This is a genomic window from Kitasatospora sp. HUAS MG31 (genome assembly GCF_040571325.1).
GTDB classification, from domain to species: Bacteria; Actinomycetota; Actinomycetes; order Streptomycetales; family Streptomycetaceae; genus Kitasatospora; species Kitasatospora camelliae.
Genome location: NZ_CP159872.1, coordinates 161,173 through 180,657, shown reverse-complemented (window position 1 = coordinate 180,657; position 19,485 = coordinate 161,173). Strand labels below are relative to the sequence as shown.

Below are 19,485 nucleotides of genomic sequence, written 5' to 3'. Positions count from 1 at the left end.
CTCGCCGGTCCTTCACCGGCCCCGCCCGGAGCGTCCGGGGATCTCCGGCGGTGACAGCCCCCTTCGACCAGTTGGTGGAGCACCCATGCTCGATCTCGTCTTCGTCGGTGTCACGGTCGCCGTGTTCGCCGTCATCGCCCTCATCGCGAAGGGGGTCGAGAAGCTGTGAGCGCCGAGAACATCGCAGGTCTCATCGTCGCCGTCGCACTCGTCGGCTACCTCGTCGTCGCGCTGATCTACCCGGAGAAGTTCTGATCATGAGCTCCACTCTCGCCGGGTGGCTGCAGGCCCTCGCCCTGGTCGGCGCGCTGGCTCTCTGCTACCGCCCCCTGGGCGACTACATCGCCCACCTGCTCACCTCCGCCAAGCACCTGAGAATCGAACGCGGCCTGTACAGACTGGTCGGCGTCGACGCTGACGCCGACCAGCGCTGGCCCGTCTACCTGCGCTCGGTGCTGGCCTTCTCCGCGCTGTCGATCCTCTTCCTGTACGGGCTGATCCGCCTCCAGACGCACCTGTTCCTGTCGCTGGGGATGCCGGAGATGGCTCCGCACCAGGCGTGGAACACCGCGATCTCCTTCACCACCAACACCAACTGGCAGTCCTACTCCGGTGAGTCGGCGCTCGGCCACCTGGTGCAGATGGCCGGCCTGGCGGTGCAGAACTTCGTCTCCGCGGCCGTCGGCATCGCCATCGTCGCCGCGCTGATCCGCGGGTTCACCCGCAACCGCACCGACCGGGTCGGCAACTTCTGGGTCGACCTCACGCGCATCGTGCTGCGCCTGCTGCTGCCGCTCTCGATCGTCTTCGCGCTGGTGCTGGTCGCCAACGGTGTGATCCAGAACTTCCACGGCTTCCACGACCTCGCCACCCTCGGCGGCGACACCCAGTCGATACCGGGCGGCCCGGTGGCCTCCCAGGAGGTCATCAAGGAGCTGGGCACCAACGGCGGTGGCTTCTTCAACGCCAACTCGGCCCACCCCTTCGAGAACCCGAACGGCTTCACCAACTGGCTGGAGATCTTCCTGCTGCTGGTGATCTCCTTCTCGCTGCCGCGCACCTTCGGCAAGATGGTCGGCGACAACCGCCAGGGCTACGCGATCGTCGCCGTCATGGCGCTGTTCTGGGTCGCCTCGGCCGCGCTGATCACCTTCTCCGAGCACCAGCACGCGGGCACCGCGATGCAGGCGGCCGGCGGCGCGATGGAGGGCAAGGAACAGCGCTTCGGCATCGCGGCCAGCTCCCTGTTCGCCGCGTCGACGACACTGACCTCGACCGGTGCGGTGGACTCCTTCCACGACTCGTACTCCGCCTTCGGCGGCGGCATCACGATCTTCAACATGATGCTCGGCGAGATCGCACCCGGCGGCACCGGCTCCGGCCTCTACGGCATGCTGATCCTCGCGATCGTCGCGGTCTTCGTGGCGGGCCTGATGGTCGGCCGCACCCCGGAGTACCTGGGCAAGAAGCTCGGCGGCCGGGAGATGAAGTTCGCCTCGCTCTACATCCTCACCACCCCCGCCCTGGTGCTCATCGGCACCGGTATCGCGATGGCGCTGCCGGGCGAGCGCGCCGGGATGCTCAACTCCGGTGCGCACGGCTTCTCCGAGGTGCTGTACGCCTTCACCTCCGCGAGCAACAACAACGGTTCGGCGTTCGCGGGCATCACGGTGAACACGCCGTGGTATGACACGGCGCTCGGCCTGTGCATGGTCTTCGGCCGGTTCCTGCCGATGGTGTTCGTCCTGGCGCTGGCGGGTTCGCTCGCCCAGCAGCAGCCGGTTCCCGCGAGCGCGGGCACGCTGCCCACCCACAAGCCGCTGTTCGTCGGCCTGCTGTCGGGCGTCGTCCTGATCGTCGTCGGCCTCACCTACTTCCCGGCTCTCGCACTCGGGCCGATCGCGGAAGGTCTCCACTGATGTCCACCACCCTTACCCCCGCACCGGTCGAAGGCGGCCAGGCACCGCACAGAGTCTCGGCCGGTCTGCTCGACCCGAAGCTGATCGCCAAGTCCCTGCCGGACGCAGTGAAGAAGCTCGACCCGCGCGTCATGGTCAAGAACCCGGTCATGTTCGTGGTCGAGGTCGGCTCGGTCGTCACCACGATCTCCGCGATCGCCGACCCGTCGGTCTTCGCCTGGGCGATCACCGTCTGGCTCTGGCTGACCACGATCTTCGCCAATCTGGCCGAGGCCGTGGCCGAGGGCCGCGGCAAGGCCCAGGCCGACACCCTGCGCAAGACGAAGACCGAGTCGGTGGCCCGCCGGCTGGTCGACTGGCCCGCCTCCCAGGCCGAGGAGGAGGTCCCCGGCACCGCGCTGCGGCTCGGCGACCACGTCGTCGTGGAGGCCGGTCAGACCATCCCCGGGGACGGCGACGTCGTCGAGGGTGTCGCCTCGGTGGACGAGTCGGCGATCACCGGCGAGTCCGCGCCGGTGATCCGCGAGTCGGGCGGTGACCGCTCGGCCGTGACCGGAGGCACCAAGGTGCTGTCCGACCGGATCGTGGTGAAGATCGCCTCGGAGCCCGGCAAGTCCTTCATCGACCGGATGATCGCCCTGGTCGAGGGCGCCGCCCGGCAGAAGACCCCGAACGAGATCGCCCTCAACATCCTGCTCGCCTCGCTGACGATCGTCTTCCTGATCGCGGTCGTGACCCTGCAGCCGATGGCGACGTACGCGGGCGCCCCGCAGTCGATGATCGTGCTGGTCGCGCTGATCGTGGCACTGATCCCCACGACGATCGGTGCGCTGCTCTCCGCGATCGGCATCGCGGGTATGGACCGCCTCGTGCAGCGCAACGTCCTGGCGATGTCCGGCCGGGCGGTCGAGGCCGCCGGTGACGTCAACACCCTGCTGCTCGACAAGACCGGCACCATCACCCTCGGCAACCGCCAGGCCGCCGAGTTCCTGCCTGCGAACGGTGCCACCGTCGAGGAGCTGGCCGACGCGGCGCAGCTGTCCTCGCTGGCGGACGAGACCCCCGAGGGTCGTTCCATCGTCGTCCTGGCCAAGACCGCGTACGGCCTGCGGGCCCGCGCCCAGGGCGAGTTGACCCACGCCACCTGGGTCCCGTTCACCGCGCAGACCCGGATGTCCGGCGTCGACCTGGACGAGGCCGACGGCGTCCACCAGGTCCGCAAGGGCGCGGCCGGTGCGGTCTCCAACTGGGTGACCGGCAACGGCGGTACGGTGAGCGACGAGGTCTCCACCCTGGTGGACGGCATCTCCGCCGCCGGCGGCACCCCGCTGGTGGTGGCCGCGAAGATCGGCTCGGCCTCCGCCCGGGTGCTCGGCGTCATCCACCTCAAGGACGTCGTCAAGGAAGGCATGCGGGAGCGGTTCGACGAGCTGCGCCGGATGGGCATCAAGACCGTCATGATCACGGGCGACAACCCGCTGACCGCCAAGGCGATCGCGGAGGAGGCCGGCGTGGACGACTTCCTCGCCGAGGCCACCCCCGAGGACAAGATGGCCCTGATCAAGAAGGAGCAGGAGGGCGGGAAGCTGGTCGCCATGACCGGCGACGGCACCAACGACGCCCCGGCCCTCGCCCAGGCCGACGTGGGTGTGGCGATGAACACCGGCACCATGGCGGCCAAGGAGGCCGGCAACATGGTGGACCTGGACTCCAACCCCACCAAGCTGATCGAGATCGTCGAGATCGGCAAGCAGCTCCTGATCACCCGCGGCGCGCTGACCACCTTCTCCATCGCCAACGACGTCGCCAAGTACTTCGCGATCATCCCCGCGATGTTCGCAGGTGTGTATCCCGGCCTGCGGCACCTCAACATCATGGGCCTGCACAGCCCGACCTCCGCGATCACCTCGGCGATCATCTTCAACGCCCTGGTCATCATCGGCCTGATCCCGCTCGCCCTGCGCGGCGTCAAGTACCGTCCCTCCGAAGCGAGTTCACTACTGGCCCGGAACATAGGGATCTACGGGATCGGCGGCCTGATCGTGCCGTTCGTCGGCATCAAGGCGATTGACCTGATCGTCCAGTTCATCCCCGGCCTGAGCTGAGAGAGGCCAGAACCCCCATGCCCACTTTCCTGCGCACCCACCTCACCGCGCTGCGGATGCTGCTGGTGATGACCGTGATCCTCGGCATCGCCTACCCACTGCTGGTCACCGGCATCAGCCAGGTCGCCTTCGCCGACAAGGCCAACGGCTCGATCGTGAAGTCCGACGGCAAGGAGATCGGCTCCAGCCTCCTCGGCCAGAACTACAACCTCCCGAAGAAGGACCCGAACAACGCCGACGAGGAGGCCCAGCCGGACCCGAAGTTCTTCCAACCGCGCTTCTCCGCCGGCTCGTACGACCCCACGGCCTCCGGCGCCTCCAACCTCGGTCCCAACGACGAGAAGCTGACCCAGACGATTCAGGACCGCCGCGCCGCTATCGCCGCCTTCGACGGCGTCGATCCGGCGAGCGTCCCGGTGGACGCGGTCACCGCCTCCGGCTCCGGCCTCGACCCGCACATCTCCGTCGCCTACGCGAAGGAACAGGTGGGCCGGGTCGCCAAGGCCCGCGGCCTGTCCACCGACACGCTGAACCAGCTGATCGACAAGTACACCGAAGGCCGCCCGCTCGGCTTCCTCGGCCAGGACGGCGTCAACGTCGTCCTGCTGAACAAGGCGATCAGCGAGCAGAAGTGATGCCGCAGACGACCGGCTGGTGACAGGCCGACCCGGGCGAGGGAAGTGGATCCCGCGCCCGGGTCGGCCTGCCACGTTCGGACCACAGCCGGCACCCGCCCAGCGGAACAACGGAATCCGCGCAGATGCTGTCGCTGACAGCCCCCTCCCCGGCCGCTTTCGTACGGAAAGAGCAGCGCCCATGTCCCGTGACCTCACCCCCGGCACCACCACGCGCCGCGGGCAGTTGAGGGTCTACCTCGGTTCGGCCCCCGGCGTCGGAAAGACCTACCGGATGCTCGACGAGGCGCACAGACGGCTCGACCGGGGCGCGGACGTGGTCGTCGGGTACATCGAGTGCCACAGCCGACGGCACACCGAGAACATGCTGCAGGGCCTGGAGACGGTACCGCGCCTGACCCGGACCTATCGGGGCAGCGACTTCCAGGAGATGGACCTCGACGCGGTCCTCGCCCGCCGCCCGCAGGTCGCCCTGGTGGACGAGCTTGCGCACACCAACATCCCCGGCGGGCGCAACGCCAAGCGCTGGCAGGACATCGAGGAACTGCTCGCCGCCGGCATCGATGTCATCACCACGGTCAACGTCCAGCACCTCGAGTCGCTCAACGACGTGGTCCAGAAGATCACCGGCATCCCGCAGCGTGAGACCGTCCCCGACGAGGTCGTCCGCCGCGCGGACCAGATCGAACTGGTCGACATGGCCCCCCAGGCCCTGCGCCGCCGGATGGCCCACGGCAACGTCTACAAGGCGGAGAAGGTGGACGCCGCGCTCTCCAACTACTTCCGCGTCGGCAACCTCACCGCACTGCGTGAACTCGCCCTGCTCTGGGTCGCCGGACGGGTCGACGAGGGCTTGCGCGACTACCGGGCCACCCACAACATCGACCGGGTCTGGGAGACCCGCGAACGCGTCGTGGTCGCCCTCACCGGCGGGCCCGAGGGCGAGACCCTGGTCCGCCGGGCCGCCCGCATCGCCGACCGCACGGCCGGCGGCGAACTGCTCGCCGTGCACATCAGCCGCAGCGACGGTCTCGCGGGCGCCTCCCCGGGCGCCCTCGCCGAACAGCGGCAGCTGGTGGAGACCCTCGGCGGCAGCTACCACGTGGTGGTCGGCGACGACATTCCGACCGCGCTGCTGGCGTTCGCCCGGGCGCACCACGCCACCCAGCTGGTGCTGGGCACGAGCCGCCGGGGGCGGCTGAACCGCTTCCTGACCGGACCCGGCACCGGACAGACCACCGTGGACGGCTCCGAGGACATCGACGTCCACATGGTCACCCACGAGTTCACCGGCCGCGGCCGGCTGCCCTCACTCGGACGGCGCCACTCCCGGCGGCGCACCGTCGCGGGAATCCTCGCCGGCATCGCGGTACCCGCGGTCCTGACGGCGGTGCTCTCCCAGTTCCACAGCCAGGTCAACCTGACGACGGACGCGCTGATCTTCCAACTGGGCGTCGTCGGCGTGGCGTTGCTCGGCGGGGCGACCTCCGCCCTGCTGGCGTCGCTCGTCGCCTCGCTCCTGCTCAACTTCTACTTCATCCCTCCGGTTCACACCTTCACCATCGGCGAACCCAACAACGTCATCGCGCTGCTGGTGTTCGCGGTGGTCGCGCTGACGGTCTCCACGGTGGTCGACCACGCCGCCCGGCTCACCCAGCGGGCCGCCCGCGCGACCGCCGAGGCCGAGACACTGTCCACGCTGGCCGGAAGCGTCCTGCGAGGCGCGGACGCGCTGCCCGCACTGCTGGACAAGACCCGCACCGCCTTCGCACTGGACTCGGTCGCCCTGCTCGACCGCGTGAGCGGTGAGGCACTGGGCCGCAGTGACGCGGAGGGTGACCCGGCCCCGGACCGCACGGTCACCGAACTGCCGGTCGGGGCGGGCGGGCTGCTCGTCCTGGCCGGGCGCCGCCTACCCGCCGCCGACCAGCGCGTGCTCACCGCCTTCGCCGCCCACATCGCCTCCGCCCTGGAACGCGACCGGCTCGCCACCGCCGCCGCCGAGGTCGAGCCGATCAAGGCCGCGGACCGGATGCGCACCGCGCTCCTCGCCGCCGTCAGCCACGACCTGCGCACCCCGCTCGCCGTCGCCCTCGCCTCGGTCGGCTCGCTGCGCAGCCCCGACGTCGAGTTCTCGCCCGAGGACCAGGCCGAACTCCTCGCCACCGCGGACGAGTCGCTGGTCAAGCTCACCCGGCTGGTCGACAACCTGCTCGACATGAGCCGCCTCCAGGCCGGCGCCCTCACCCTCCACCTGGAGCCGACACACCTGGACGAGGTGCTGCCCCGCGCCCTGGACTCCCTGCTCGACGCCTACGCGCCCGTCCAGCCGCTCGACCTCGACACCGCACCGCCCGTGCTCGCCGACCCGCCGCTGCTGGAGCGGGTCCTGGCCAACGTCATCACCAACGCGCTTCGGTACAACGCACCCGGCGCGCCCGTCCTGGTCGCCGCCAGCCACCACCTCGACCGGGTCGAGATCCGGGTGATCGACCGCGGCCCGGGGATCCCGCCAGGCGACCGCGATCGGGTCTTCCTGCCGTTCCAGCGCCTCGGCGACACCGACAACACCACCGGCGTCGGCCTCGGTCTCGCCCTCTCGCGCGGCCTCGCCGAGGCGATGGGCGGCTCCCTGGAGGTGGAGGACACCCCGGGCGGCGGCACGACGATGCTGCTCACCCTGCCAGCGGCCGAACTGTCCGACGCCGACATGAACGTGGACGACCTGGCGGCGGACAAGAACGGGCCGGGAGAGTGACGCAGATTCTGGTCGTGGACGACGAACCGCAGATGCTGCGCGCGCTGAAGATCAACCTGCACGCCCGTCGCTATTCGGTGCTCACAGCAGCAACCGGGGCCGAGGCCCTGGAAGTGGCCGGCCGCACGCCGCCGGACGCGGTGCTGCTCGATCTCGGCCTGCCCGACTTCGACGGCATGGACATCATCCGCGGGCTGCGTGCCTGGAGCGCCGTGCCCATCATCGTCCTTTCCGGCCGTACCGACGCCCACGAGAAGGTGCAGGCCCTGGACGCGGGCGCCGACGACTACCTGACCAAGCCTTTCGTCATGGACGAACTGCTCGCCCGCCTGCGGGCCGTCATGCGCCGGCCCGTGGGAGAGCCCGCCGTGCCGCAGTTCACGGTCGGCGACCACACCGTTGACCTCGCCGCCGCCGTCGTCACCGGCCCGGGCGGCCCGGTCCGGCTCACACCCACCGAATGGAAGATCATGCGGCTGTTGCTGGCCAGCCCGGGCCGTCTGGTGCCCGGCAAGCAGATGCTGCGCGAGGTCTGGGGCCCGGACGCGGAGAGCCACGGCAACTATCTGCGGGTCTACCTCGCCGGCCTGCGGCGCAAGCTTGAACCCGACCCCACCCGCCCCCGTCACCTGATCACCGAACCCGGCATCGGCTACCGCTTCGAACCGTGACGGTCCAGCGGGCCCGTCAACGTGCCGTCAAGACCCCTTCGCGCGGCGCAAAGGAAACGTTAGGACGGCGGGGCTCTCCCCCGGCCCGGGCATAGCGTCAGCTGCGAGGAAACGGCTCCGACTTCGTGGGGGAAGACGGACCGCTTTCACGCCGGTGGAGACCTTCACCGATCAACCACCGGCGGCCAGGTGAAAAGGGGAGGGGGACGCGCGGCCATGACAGCGGGTACATCGGGCACAACAGCCGTACCGGGAAAGACAGGCGGTTCGCCGGGGGTGGCGAACCGAGGTACGGCCGGCCCGGCACCCGGGGCCCGCGTCCCCCGCACCTGGGAAGCGGGGGGAGCGCAGGCAACAGGCCTGGACGCGAGCACCTCACGCCCGGGCCCGGTGCGGCGCCGTCCGCCCCACCTCACCCGCGCCTGGTGGAACACCCCGCGCCTGGTCCGGACGCTGACCGCACTCGCGCTCACCACCGTGCTGGCCTTCGCCGCCACCACCGCCACCGTCCTGACGGGTGCGAGAGACGGTACCGACACCATCGGTCACCGCTCCGGCCCCCAGGCCGCCCGGGCCGCCGACCTGTACTTCGCGCTCAACGACATGGACGCCCAGGCCGCCAACCTGCTACTGCTCGGCGCCGACCCCGACTACACGGCACTGCGGCGGCAGACCCTGGAAACCTACGAGCAGCGCCGCGCCCAGGCCGACACCGACCTCCAGCGCGCCGCCGAAGCCACCGCCGCCGACCCGGCCGGGCAGCGGGCGGTCCAGACCGTGCTCGGTGAACTCGGCCACTACGAGGCGCTGGTGGCGCGCTCCCAGCTCCTGACGGAACAGTCCCACGCTCCGGCCGGAAAGCCCTCGGCGGAGGCGCTGGACGCCTATCGGCAGGCCACCGACCTGCTGCGGCAGCAACTGCTGCCCGCCGCCGACCAGGTCACCGCCGCCAACGTCGCCACCGTCGAAGCCACCCACACCGAGCGGCGCGACGCGCTCGCCGACGGCCGATGGTGGATCCTCGCTACCGGGCTGCTCGCCCTGGCTGTCCTGGCCGTGCTGCAGCGCACCCTGACCCTGCGCTTCCGTCGCCTGCTCAACCTGCCACTCGCGGCCGCCACCCTGCTCGTGGCCGCCGGCCTGATCGCGGGCTTGACACTCGCCTCGCACGCCGCGGATCAGTTGACCGTCGCCAAGTCCAACGCCTACGACTCGGTCATCGCGCTCAACCGGGCCCGCGCCGTCGCCTACGACATGAACGCCGACGAGAGCCGGTACCTCACCGACCCAGCCCGCGCCGCCGCGTACGAGCAGAGCTTCCTTGACAAGTCCCAGACCTTCGCGCGCCTCGACGGTGCCACGCTCACCACCTACGACGACCGGCTGGCGAAGGCGGCCGAGCGGCACCGCGCCGACCGCACCCAGGTCCCGTTCGCCGGCTACCTCGGTACCGAGCTCGGCAACATCACCTTCGGCGGCGAGCAGGACGCCGCCGAGCGGCTCCTCACCGCCTACCAGCAGTACCAGCGCGACGACCGTGCCATGCGGGCCCTGCTCCACCGGGGACGCCTCAAGGACGCCGTCACCTTCAACACCGGCCTCGCCGCCGGCCAGTCCAACGCCGACTTCGCAGCCCTCACCGCGGCCCTCGACGACGTCCTCGCCATCAACCAGCACGCCTTCGAGCAGGCCGTCGCCGACACCGACGCCGACCTGGGCGCCACCACCGCGACCACCGGCGCACTCGTCCTCGCCGCGGTACTCGCCCTGACCCTCCTCGGCGTCCGTCCCCGTCTGCGCGAGTACCGCTGACCCCGCCGCGACCACCGGCGCACTCGCCTTCGCCGCGGACCTCGTCGAACAAAAGCAGCTCCTCTCCCGCCCTTGGCGCTTCACCGCAAAACCCCGGCTCGGCAACGGGTTCGAGCCGTCGCCGGCTCGGTCGGATCACGCCGCGACGACGCCTGCCGTGCGCCGCACCGTCAGAGGACCGCAAAGATCACCCTCCGCACCGCAAGGACCTCGTCAAGAACAGCCGACCGATGCCGGTTCCGGCGGTCTGATGGTCCCAACACAGCATCGGAGGTTCGGGGAACGTGGACATCCACGCGGAGGGCCGCGAGCGGCGGCCGGCACGAGTCGTGGTCGGGATCAGCGGCTCGCTCGGCAGCCTGGCCGCGCTGCACAGGGCCGTAGACGAGGCACACCGTCGCAACGCCAAGGTTCTTGCCGTACTCGCCTGGCAGCCGCCCGGCGGTGAGCACGGCTACCGCCGCTCCCCGTGCCCGCCCCTGCTCGCCGCCGTCCGAGCCGCCGCCGCAGACCGGCTGCGCACGGCCCTCGACAACGCCTTCGGCCCGGCCGGCCCGACCGTCCCGCTCCACGCCGAACTCATCCGCGCCGAACCGGGCGCCGCACTCGCCGCCCTGGCCGACCGGCCCGACAACCTCCTCGTGGTCGGCGCGGGCAGCGGCAACTGGCTGAGCCGCGGTATGCGGCCCTCGGTCACTCGATTCTGCGTCCGGCATGCCGCATGCCCGGTCCTGGTCGTGCCCCGCCCGGCGATGCTGCGCGAACTCGACTGGCCCAGGCGGCTGCTCCGCTCGTGGGACACCCGCGAGGCCCGTGACACACAGGGCGCACCGTGCACCCCCTGAAGCCGTAGATACCGAGAGCGATGACGCCGGCACCGGCCCAGGCCCAGCCGTTGTGCTCGCGCACGCCCTGCCACACCAGCCAGGCGCCACCGATCTCGAAGAGGGCGGCGGTGACGAACAAGGCGATGGAACGCAGGAAGGTCACGATCGGTGACCTTGCCGGCGGGCGAGCGGGTGATCTCCAGCGGTCCTGAGCCTCCTGGTGCCCGTAGCCGCACCCGCCGGTGCCGCTGCCGCAGCCGTCTTCGGCACGGCGGCGGCCCAGCCACCAGGCGCCGGCGGCGATTGCGGGGAGCCAGCCGGTGCTGCACCGGAGTAGCGGCGCGAGCGCCCCTTTCGATCGTCAAGGATGCGCTAAGCCGGACGGACCGCCTCGCCTGATCAGCCGATATTCAGAAAAGAGGCCGTAGTCTCGGAGGCATGGTGCACACGGGCCGCGGCCGACTGCGGATCTACTTGGGAGCGGCCCCCGGTGTCGGCAAGACGTACGCGATGCTGGCCGAGGCGCATCGCCGGCTGGGCCGCGGCGCCGACCTGGTGGTCGGCTTCGTGGAACACCACAATCGGCCTCGCACCGCCGAGCTGTTGGAAGGGCTGGAGACCGTCCCACGTCGGACCGTGCCGCACCGCGGCGCCGAGTTCACCGAGATGGACCTGGACGCCGTACTGGCCCGACGACCGGCCATCGCGCTGATGGACGAGCTCGCGCACACCAACGTGCCGGGTTCGCGTAACGCCAAGCGCTGGCAGGACGTGGAGGAGCTGCTGGCCGACGGCATCGACGTGATCTCCACGGTCAACATCCAGCACCTGGAGTCGCTCGGGGACGTGGTGGAGGCGATCACCGGCGTGCGCCAGCGCGAGACGGTGCCGGACGAGGTGGTCCGGCGCGCCGACCAGATCGAGCTGGTCGACATGTCCCCGCAGGCTCTGCGCCGCCGGCTCGCCCACGGCAACGTGTACGGTCCGGAGAAGATCGACGCGGCCCTCGCCAACTACTTCCGTCCCGGGAACCTCACCGCGCTGCGCGAGCTAGCGCTGCTGTGGACGGCCGACCGGGTCGACGAGTACCTCCAGCGCTACCGCGCCGAACAGGGAATCAAGGGCACCTGGCAGGCCCGCGAGCGGATCGTGGTCGGCCTGACCGGCGGACCCGAGGGCGCCACGCTGATCCGCCGCGCCGCCCGCATCGCCGCCCGTACCTCCGGCGGCGAACTGATGGCCGTCCACATCTCCCGCTCGGACGGGCTGGCGGGCAGCTCCCCGCAGGCGCTGATCGAGCAACGGGCATTGCTGGAGAACCTCGGCGGCTCGTTCCACACCGTGCTCGGCGACGACCCGGCGGCCGGCCTGCTGGACTTCGCCCGGGGCGTCAACGCCACCCAGATCGTGATCGGCACCAGCCGCCGCAAGGTCTGGCAATACCTGTACGGCCCCGGCGTCGGCTACACCGTCACCCGCGACTCGGGCGACATCGACGTCCACATGGTCACCCACGAACACGCCGCCCGCGGGCTCGGCCGGGTTCCCATCCGCCGGGTCACCGACCTGGGCCGCACCCGGACGGTGGCCGGCTGGCTGATCGGGGTCCTCGGACCGCTGCTGCTCGCCCTGCTGCTCACCCACTTCCGCAGCGTCGGTCTGCCCACCGACATGCTGCTGTTCCTGTCGCTGACGGTCTGCGCCGCCCTGGTCGGCGGCCTGTTCCCGGCGATCGCCTCTGCCCTGGTGGGCTCGACGGTGCTCAACTACTACTTCGCCCCGCCGCTCCACACCTTCACCATCTCCGAGCCGGAGAATATCCTCGCGGTAGGCATCTTCACGGCGGTCGGCATCGCGGTCGCCACGGTGGTCGACGTCGCCGCTCGCCGCAGCCACCAGGCCGCTCGCAGCCAGGCCGAGGCGCAGACCCTCAGCGTGCTCGCCGGAACGGTGCTACGCGGCGCGCCCAGCGGCGACGGGATCCTCGCTGCCCTGCTCGACCAGGTCCGGGAGACCCTCCAGGTGGAGTCGGCGGCACTGCTGGAGCGGCGGCACGAGTTCGACCCGTGGCATCCGCTGGCGGTCAGTGGCCCGCACCCGCCGGAGCACCCGGACGACGGCCAGGTGGCCGTTCCGGCCGGCACCACCCTCTCGCTGGTGCTGTCCGGCCGGATGCTGCCGGCCGCCGACCGGCGACTGCTCGGGGCGTTCGCCGCCCAGGCAGCCGTTCTGGCCGAGCGGGAGCGCCTCGCCGCGGAAGCGGCCGACGCCCGGCGCCAGGCCGAGGGCAACAGAATCCGCACTGCCCTGCTCGCCGCCGTATCGCACGACCTGCGCACCCCGCTGGCCGGCATCAAAGCTGCCGTCACCTCGCTGCGCGCGGTCGACGTGGAATGGGACGAGGAAGACGAGGCGGAGCTGCTGGCCGGCATCGAGACTGGTGCCGACCGCCTCGACCACCTGATCAACAACCTGCTCGACATGAGCCGTCTGCAGACCGGCACCGTCACCCCGCTCATCAGGCCCACCGACCTGGACGAGGTCGTCCCGTACGCGCTCGGCGGAGTGGAGCCCTCCGCCGTCCAACTGGACGTACCGGAAAGCCTGCCGATGATCCACGCCGATGCCGGGCTGCTGGAACGTTCGCTCGCCAACCTGGTCGAAAACGCCGTGAAGTACAGCCCAGACGGGGTGCCGGTGCTGATCAAGGCCGACGCTCTGCTGCGGCCAGGCGAGCCGCCCAGAGTGGAGCTGCGGATCGTCGACCGCGGCCCCGGAGTCCCGGAGGACGCCCGCGAGCGGATCTTCGCCCCGTTCCAGCGGCACGGCGACGCCCCGCGCGGCGCCGGCGTCGGCCTCGGCCTGGCGGTCGCCCGCGGCTTCGCCGAGGCGATGGACGGCACCGTCACCGCCGAGGACACCCCCGGCGGCGGCCTGACCATGGTGGTCTCGCTGCCCGCCGTCAACCTGCCCGACCTCGGCGACTCCGACGGCCAGCCGAGCGGCCCCGATCGCCACCACGCCGACCGCAACCTGAACGACCCCGGCTGGAACGACCCTGGACGAAAGGCGGAGCCCGTATGACCCGGGTCCTCGTCGTGGACGACGAACCCCAGATCGTCCGCGCCCTGGTGATCAACCTCAAGGCCCGCAAGTACGAGGTGGACTCCGCCCACGACGGCACGAGCGCGCTGGAGCTGGCCGCGGCCCGCCAACCGGACGTGGTGGTGCTCGACCTGGGCCTGCCCGACATGGACGGCGTCGAGGTGATCAAGGGACTGCGCGGCTGGACCCGCGTCCCGATCATCGTGCTGTCCGCCCGGCACGCCTCCGACGAGAAGGTCGAGGCCCTCGACGCCGGCGCCGACGACTACGTCACCAAGCCCTTTGGCATGGACGAGTTGCTCGCCCGGATGCGGGCCGCCGTCCGCCGTGCCGAACCCGTGGCCGGCGAGGACGACTCCCCGGTCACCACCGCCACCTTCACCGTCGACCTGGCCGCCAAGAAGGTCAACCGCGACGGCACCGACATCCGCCTCACCCCGACCGAGTGGCACCTGCTGGAGGTCCTGGTCCGCAACGCCGGACGGCTGGTCGGACAGACCCAGCTGCTCCAGGAGGTCTGGGGTCCGTCGTACCGCAAAGAGACCAACTACCTGCGGGTCTACCTCGCGCAGCTGCGCCGCAAGCTGGAGGTGGACCCCTCGCACCCGCGCCACTTCATCACCGAACCCGGCATGGGCTACCGGTTCGAACCGTAACGGGCTGAGAAGATCGCCGGAGAGGGCACCAAGGGCCTGCGGCTGTTCGGGGCCCACGCCGCCACGAGGCGGCGTGGGCCGTGGCGCGGGCATACCCGGTCAGGCGTGAGGGCCGGCGACGTCGCGTACGGCCTCGGCGACGGCCACGAAGTCCTTCTTCAGGATCATGTCGCGGTTGCTCGCAACCTTCGCGCTGATCTTGATGTTCGGGTTCCGTTCGGTCACGGCCTGGAGGCTCGCGCGGATCCGCTCCCGCTGGACAGATGTCCTGGTCATCGCCGTCCGGGGCCCGGCGAGCTATGAACGAGACCTCCGTGACGGGGTGGGTTGGAAGCCCGAGGTCGGATGGCCCGGGCGGCCCCTCGTCGATCGGGTCGGCTCGCGCCGCGCGGACGGTCGAGGTGTACTGGACCTGCCGGTCGGCGGCCCGGCCCGGAGCGCGTCAGTGCGGACATGACGCCAGAGCACATCCGCCGCGGCCTCGCTCGTACCAGCGGAGGAACCCATGCCCGCGATCCGCCGTGTGATCCGGTTCTCCGACCTCGGCCGAGCGGACGTCGGGCTCGTCGGAGGAAAGAACGCCTCGCTCGGGGAGATGATCGTCAACCTGGGCCCGGCCGGTGTCCGGGTGCCGGACGGCTTCGCGAGCACCGCCGACGCCTACCGGGAGTTCCTCGACACCGGCGGACTCCGGCAGCGGATCACCGACCAGATCGCCCTGCTGAATGGCGGCGCGCCACTCGACGAGGTGGGCGCAGCGATCCGGGCCGCGATGCTCGGCACGCCACTGCCGCCCGCCTTGGAGCAGGAGTTGGCCGAGGCGTATGCCGGGCTCGGACGCGAGGCCGGCCGGGAGGACCCGGACGTCGCGGTGCGCAGCAGCGCCACGGCCGAGGACCTGCCGGAGGCGAGTTTCGCGGGACAGCAGGACACCTACCTCAACGTCCGGGGCCGCGAGGCACTGCTGGACGCCTTCCGACGCTGCTACGCCTCCCTGTTCACCGACCGGGCGATCGACTACCGCGAGCGGATGGGCTTCGACCAGCTCGCCGTGGCGCTCTCGGTCGGCGTCCAGCTGATGGTCCGCTCCGACCTGGCCGGGGCCGGGGTGATGTTCACCCTCGACACCGAGAGCGGCTTCCCGGACGCCGTCGTGGTCAGCGCGGCCTGGGGCTTGGGCGAGACGGTGGTCAGCGGGCAGGTCGACCCCGACGAGTATCTGGTCTTCAAACCGCTGCTGGAGAACCCCGGACTCGACCCGGTCATCCACACCGAGATCGGCGCCAAGCGCCGCAAGGCCGTCTACGCCGACCGGGGCCTCACCCGTACGCTGGACACCAGCGCCGAGGAGCGCGTCCGCCGGGTGCTGGACGCCGCGGAGGTGCGCCTTCTCGCACGCTGGGGCGTTGCCATCGAGCGGCACTACGGCTGCCCGATGGACATCGAGTGGGCCAAGGACGGCCGGACCGGCGAGATCTTCGTCGTCCAGGCCCGTCCCGAGACCGTGGTGTCCCGGCGGCGCGCGACGATGCTGCACCGCTTCCGGCTGACCGGCTCGGGGGAGTCGCTCGTCGACGGGACCGCAGTCGGCGAGGCGATCGGTGTGGGCGCGGTCTGCGCACTGACCACACCCGTCGAGCTCGAACGCTTCCCGGCCGGGGCCGTGCTGGTCACCGGGATCACCGACCCGGACTGGGAACCCATCATGAAGCGGGCCGCCGCGATCGTCACCGACCACGGCGGGCGCACCTCGCACGCCGCCATCGTCAGCCGCGAACTCGGGGTACCCGCGATCGTGGGAACCGGCCACGCGACGGAGCTGCTGCACAACGGCCAGGAGGTCACCGTCTGCTGCGCCGAGGGCGAGGACGGTCACGTCTATGCCGGACTGCTCGACTACGAGCAGTCCGAGATCGACCTCGCCGGGCTGCCGAAGACCCGTACCCGGGTCATGCTGAATCTGGCCGACCCGGCCGCCGCGTCCCGCTGGTGGCAACTGCCGGCGGACGGCGTGGGGCTGGCCCGGATGGAGTTCATCGTCGCACACCAGGTCAAGGCCCACCCGATGGCACTGATCCATCCCGAACGCCTCGACCCCGAGGAACGGCGCCGCGTCGACGCACTCACCGACGGCTACGAGGACCGCACCCGGTACTTCACGGACCGCCTCGCCCAGGGCATCGCCCGGATCGCGGCCTCGCGCTGGCCGGACCCGGTGATCGTGCGCACCAGCGACTTCAAGACCAACGAGTACGCCAAACTGGTGGGCGGGCGCCCCTTCGAACCGCTCGAGGCCAACCCGATGATCGGCTGGCGGGGCGCCAGCCGGTACTACAGTGAGGGATACCGGGAGGGCTTCGCCCTGGAGTGCCGGGCGCTGCGCCGGGTCCGCGACGAGATGGGCCTGACCAACGTGGTGGTGATGATCCCCTTCTGCCGCACCACGGGGGAGGCCGACCGGGTGCTCGCGGTGATGGCCGACGAGGGCCTGCCCCGCGGTGGCAACGGGCTGAAGGTGTACGTGATGGCGGAGATCCCGGCCAACGTGATCCTCGCAGCGGAGTTTTCCGAACGGTTCGACGGCTTCTCCATCGGCAGCAACGACCTCACCCAGCTCACCCTGGGCGTCGACCGTGACTCCGACGCCCTCGCGCACCTCTTCGACGAGACCGATCCCGCCGTCACCCGGAGCATCGAGACCCTGATCGCCACGGCGCACGCTGCCGGCCGCCCGGTGGGCCTGTGCGGCCAGAGGCCAAGTGACGACCCGGCGTTCACCCGGTTCCTGGTGAGTGCCGGGATCGACTCGATCTCGGTGGCGCCGGACAGCTTCGTGGCCGTGAAGGAGCACGTGGCCGCCGCCGAACGGGCCTGACCGCGCGTGCCCGGCCGCGGGTGGCACAGGTGGGATTCGCCGAGCGGGGGCTACCGGGGCAGGTGGTGGACGGTCGGGGGCTGGTGATCAGGGGCGGGGAGCGGTCTGCTGCCTCCGATCGCGGGTCCGCAGGGCCGAATCGACGGTTCTGCGTACCTCGGCGGCGATCTCCTCCGGTGGGATCCGCCGGGGTCTCGTCCGATGCCCGTTCGGTCAGCTCCACCACCCTGTCGGCGAGTCCGCGCTTGCCGACGGTGACGCGCAGCGGGATGCCGACGAGTTCGGCGTCCCGGAATTTGACGCCGACCCGCTCGGAGCGGTCGTCGATGATCGTGTCCACCCCGGCGGCGAGCAGGTGCCGGTAGACCTTCTCTCCGGCTGCGGCGGTGGCCTCGTCGTCGGGCTGGGCCACCACGATGACCGCCTCGAAGGGGGCGATGGCCATCGGCCAGACGATGCCCTTGTCGTCGTGGTGGCACTCGACGGCGGCTGCCATCGACCGCTCGATGCCGATGCCGTAGCAGCCCATGACGACCTTCCTGGGTCTGCCGTCGGTGTCCAGGACGGTGAGGCCGAAGGCGTCGCTGTACTTGTAGCCGAGTTTGAAGATGTGGCCGACCTCGATCGTCTTCTGGACCTGCAGCGGCTGTCCGCACCGTACGCAGGGCTCCCCCGAGGCGACCTCGCGTAGGTCCGTCCACCTGGAGACGGCGATGTCCCGCTCCACGTCAACGCCCCGCAGGTGGACACCGTCCTCGTTGGCGCCGGTGAACATGGCCCTGCGGCCCCGCAGGGCCTCGTCCGCCAGGATGGTCACCGACGCCACCCCGACGGCGCCGAGGCTTCCCGGCAGGGCTCCGAGGGTTTCTCGGATCTCCTCGGGCCGGGCGGGCCGGACCACGCCGACCCCGCAGGCGTCCGCGAGCTTCTGCTCGGCCAGCGCGTGGTCGCCGCGCAGGAGGACGAGGGAGAGCTGCCCGTCCAGGACGTAGACCAGGGTCTTCACCTGGCGCTCGGCGGGCGCGTCGAAGAGCGAGGCCAGGTCGTCGATCGTCCGCACACCGGGGGTGCCGAACGGCTCCGGCGCGGGCAGGCCCGGACCGTCGGCGATCGCGGCGAGCCGGGAGGTGGCCTTTTCGCTGTTGGCCGCGTAACCGCAGGAAGGGCAGTGCACGACGAAGTCCTCACCGGCCTCGGCCGGGCACATGAACTCCGTCGACGTGGCCCCGCCCATGCTGCCGCTGGACGCCTCCACCGCGACGGCGGGAATCCCCAGCCGCGCGAAGATCCGCAGGTAGGCCTCACGGTGCAGGTCGAACGACCGGTCCAGGCCCTCCTGCGTCAGGTCGAAGCTGTAGGAGTCCTTCATGGTGAACTCCCGGGTCCGTAGCAAGCCGCCCTTGGCGCGGGGCTCATCGCGGAACTTGGTCTGGAACTGGTACCACGTCTGCGGCAGTTCACGGTACGACTTCAGCTCGGTGGCGAGCGACGTGAAGATCTCCTCGTGGGTCATGCCCAGCGTCAGTTCGGCGCCCTTGCGGTCCTTCAGACGGAACATCTCTTCCCCCATGGCGTCCCACCGGCCACTGCGCCGCCACACCTGCGCCGGGTGCATCGCCGGCAGGGAGAACTCCTGCGCCCCGATGACGGTCATCTCCTCCCGGATGACGGTGACGATCTTCGACCGTACCCGGACGGCGAGCGGCAGCAGCGAGTAGTGGCCCGCCATGAGCTGCCGGATGAATCCGGCGCGAAGCAGGAGCTGATGGCTCGGCGCGTCGGCCTCCGCCGGGTTCTCGCGGAGGGTCGGGATGTGCGTCTGGGACCAGCGCATGGCCGGCAGCTTTCGTTCGATGGCCGGCGGGTCTGCCGCGGCCGGTTCCAGGGGCTTGTCGGCGGGAGCCGGATTGATGCGTTCCGAAGGATCGTCGGCCGGTTGTCCGTCATTCCAGTCGACCGCACCGCAGGCCGGGTGCGGCCCGCCCCCTTCGATGGTGCTCCCAGTCCGAGGCATCCGGCGACGCGGTTGGCCGAGACCGACCCGGAGCGTTCGGCCCACTGTGGTCCGCCGAGGTCGTGGTCCTGCCCGGCGCCCTCGCCGGCACTGAGCCGTTGTGTGCTC

13 protein-coding genes and 1 pseudogene are annotated in these 19,485 nt (G+C 70.9%); 11 read left to right on the top strand and 3 right to left on the bottom strand.

What is annotated here, in order from left to right; genetic code table 11:
* Nucleotides 1–165 precede the first annotated feature (165 nt).
* From kdpF to ABWK59_RS00750, 8 genes are all read left to right on the top strand, one after another.
* Nucleotides 166–255 (top strand): K(+)-transporting ATPase subunit F, encoded by a 90-nt coding sequence (gene kdpF / locus ABWK59_RS00785; protein ID WP_097237446.1) that lies wholly within the window; start codon nt 166–168, stop codon nt 253–255.
* Nucleotides 256–257: 2 nt separating this feature from the next.
* Complete coding sequence (kdpA, locus tag ABWK59_RS00780) at nt 258–1,919, top strand: potassium-transporting ATPase subunit KdpA (RefSeq protein WP_354637238.1); 1,662 nt, start codon at nt 258–260, stop codon at nt 1,917–1,919.
* Nucleotides 1,919–4,024 (top strand): potassium-transporting ATPase subunit KdpB, encoded by a 2,106-nt coding sequence (kdpB, locus tag ABWK59_RS00775; protein WP_354637236.1) that lies wholly within the window; start codon nt 1,919–1,921, stop codon nt 4,022–4,024. Before kdpA ends, kdpB begins: the two co-directional genes overlap by 1 nt.
* A gap of 17 nt (nt 4,025–4,041) precedes the next feature.
* Nucleotides 4,042–4,659: a potassium-transporting ATPase subunit KdpC gene (gene kdpC / locus ABWK59_RS00770; protein WP_354637234.1), complete on the top strand. Its 618-nt coding sequence runs from the start codon at nt 4,042–4,044 to the stop codon at nt 4,657–4,659.
* A 181-nt stretch (nt 4,660–4,840) separates the two neighbouring features.
* Nucleotides 4,841–7,417, top strand: coding sequence for a sensor histidine kinase KdpD (locus tag ABWK59_RS00765; RefSeq protein WP_354637232.1), 2,577 nt, complete (start codon nt 4,841–4,843; stop codon nt 7,415–7,417).
* Complete coding sequence (locus ABWK59_RS00760; RefSeq protein ID WP_354637230.1) at nt 7,414–8,088, top strand: response regulator; 675 nt, start codon at nt 7,414–7,416, stop codon at nt 8,086–8,088. Before ABWK59_RS00765 ends, ABWK59_RS00760 begins: the two co-directional genes overlap by 4 nt.
* 390 nt (nt 8,089–8,478) lie before the next feature.
* Nucleotides 8,479–9,900 (top strand): hypothetical protein, encoded by a 1,422-nt coding sequence (locus tag ABWK59_RS00755; protein ID WP_354637228.1) that lies wholly within the window; start codon nt 8,479–8,481, stop codon nt 9,898–9,900.
* 284 nt (nt 9,901–10,184) lie between these two features.
* Nucleotides 10,185–10,745: a universal stress protein gene (locus ABWK59_RS00750; protein WP_354637226.1), complete on the top strand. Its 561-nt coding sequence runs from the start codon at nt 10,185–10,187 to the stop codon at nt 10,743–10,745.
* Here ABWK59_RS00750 and ABWK59_RS00745 read toward each other — a convergent pair.
* Nucleotides 10,675–10,890, bottom strand: a pseudogene (locus ABWK59_RS00745) (hypothetical protein); the annotation flags it as partial. The gene ABWK59_RS00750 and the pseudogene ABWK59_RS00745 sit on opposite strands and share 71 nt — an antisense overlap.
* A 275-nt stretch (nt 10,891–11,165) precedes the next feature.
* Here ABWK59_RS00745 and ABWK59_RS00740 point away from each other — a divergent pair.
* Complete coding sequence (locus tag ABWK59_RS00740) at nt 11,166–13,811, top strand: sensor histidine kinase KdpD (protein ID WP_354637224.1); 2,646 nt, start codon at nt 11,166–11,168, stop codon at nt 13,809–13,811.
* Nucleotides 13,808–14,488 carry a response regulator gene (locus ABWK59_RS00735; RefSeq protein WP_354637222.1) on the top strand — a complete coding sequence of 227 codons (681 nt, stop codon included), beginning with the start codon at nt 13,808–13,810 and terminating at the stop codon, nt 14,486–14,488. Before ABWK59_RS00740 ends, ABWK59_RS00735 begins: the two co-directional genes overlap by 4 nt.
* Before the next feature lie 99 nt (nt 14,489–14,587).
* On the opposite strand, the gene ABWK59_RS00730 is transcribed toward ABWK59_RS00735, so the two are convergent.
* On the bottom strand, nt 14,588–14,713 hold the full coding sequence (locus tag ABWK59_RS00730) for a hypothetical protein (protein WP_354637220.1): 126 nt from the start codon (nt 14,711–14,713) through the stop codon (nt 14,588–14,590).
* Nucleotides 14,714–14,993: 280 nt separating this feature from the next.
* On the opposite strand from ABWK59_RS00730, the gene ppsA reads away from it, so the two are divergent.
* Nucleotides 14,994–17,363, top strand: coding sequence for a phosphoenolpyruvate synthase (gene ppsA / locus ABWK59_RS00725; RefSeq protein WP_354637218.1), 2,370 nt, complete (start codon nt 14,994–14,996; stop codon nt 17,361–17,363).
* On the opposite strand, the gene ABWK59_RS00720 is transcribed toward ppsA, so the two are convergent.
* Entirely contained in the window at nt 17,263–19,197 is a 1,935-nt protein-coding gene (locus tag ABWK59_RS00720; protein ID WP_354637216.1) for a proline--tRNA ligase, read from the bottom strand. The genes ppsA and ABWK59_RS00720 overlap by 101 nt on opposite strands.
* Nucleotides 19,198–19,485 lie beyond the last annotated feature (288 nt).

Bases quoted from the DNA above. Each gene is read 5' to 3' on its own strand.
- kdpA (WP_354637238.1), top strand. From the start codon at position 258: ATGAGCTCCACTCTCGCCGGGTGGCTGCAGGCCCTCGCCCTGGTCGGC.
- ppsA (WP_354637218.1), top strand. From the start codon at position 14,994: ATGCCCGCGATCCGCCGTGTGATCCGGTTCTCCGACCTCGGCCGAGCG.
- ABWK59_RS00735 (WP_354637222.1), top strand. From the start codon at position 13,808: ATGACCCGGGTCCTCGTCGTGGACGACGAACCCCAGATCGTCCGCGCC.
- kdpB (WP_354637236.1), top strand. From the start codon at position 1,919: ATGTCCACCACCCTTACCCCCGCACCGGTCGAAGGCGGCCAGGCACCG.
- ABWK59_RS00765 (WP_354637232.1), top strand. From the start codon at position 4,841: ATGTCCCGTGACCTCACCCCCGGCACCACCACGCGCCGCGGGCAGTTG.
- ABWK59_RS00740 (WP_354637224.1), top strand. From the start codon at position 11,166: ATGGTGCACACGGGCCGCGGCCGACTGCGGATCTACTTGGGAGCGGCC.
- ABWK59_RS00720 (WP_354637216.1), bottom strand. From the start codon at position 19,197: ATGCGCTGGTCCCAGACGCACATCCCGACCCTCCGCGAGAACCCGGCG.
- kdpC (WP_354637234.1), top strand. From the start codon at position 4,042: ATGCCCACTTTCCTGCGCACCCACCTCACCGCGCTGCGGATGCTGCTG.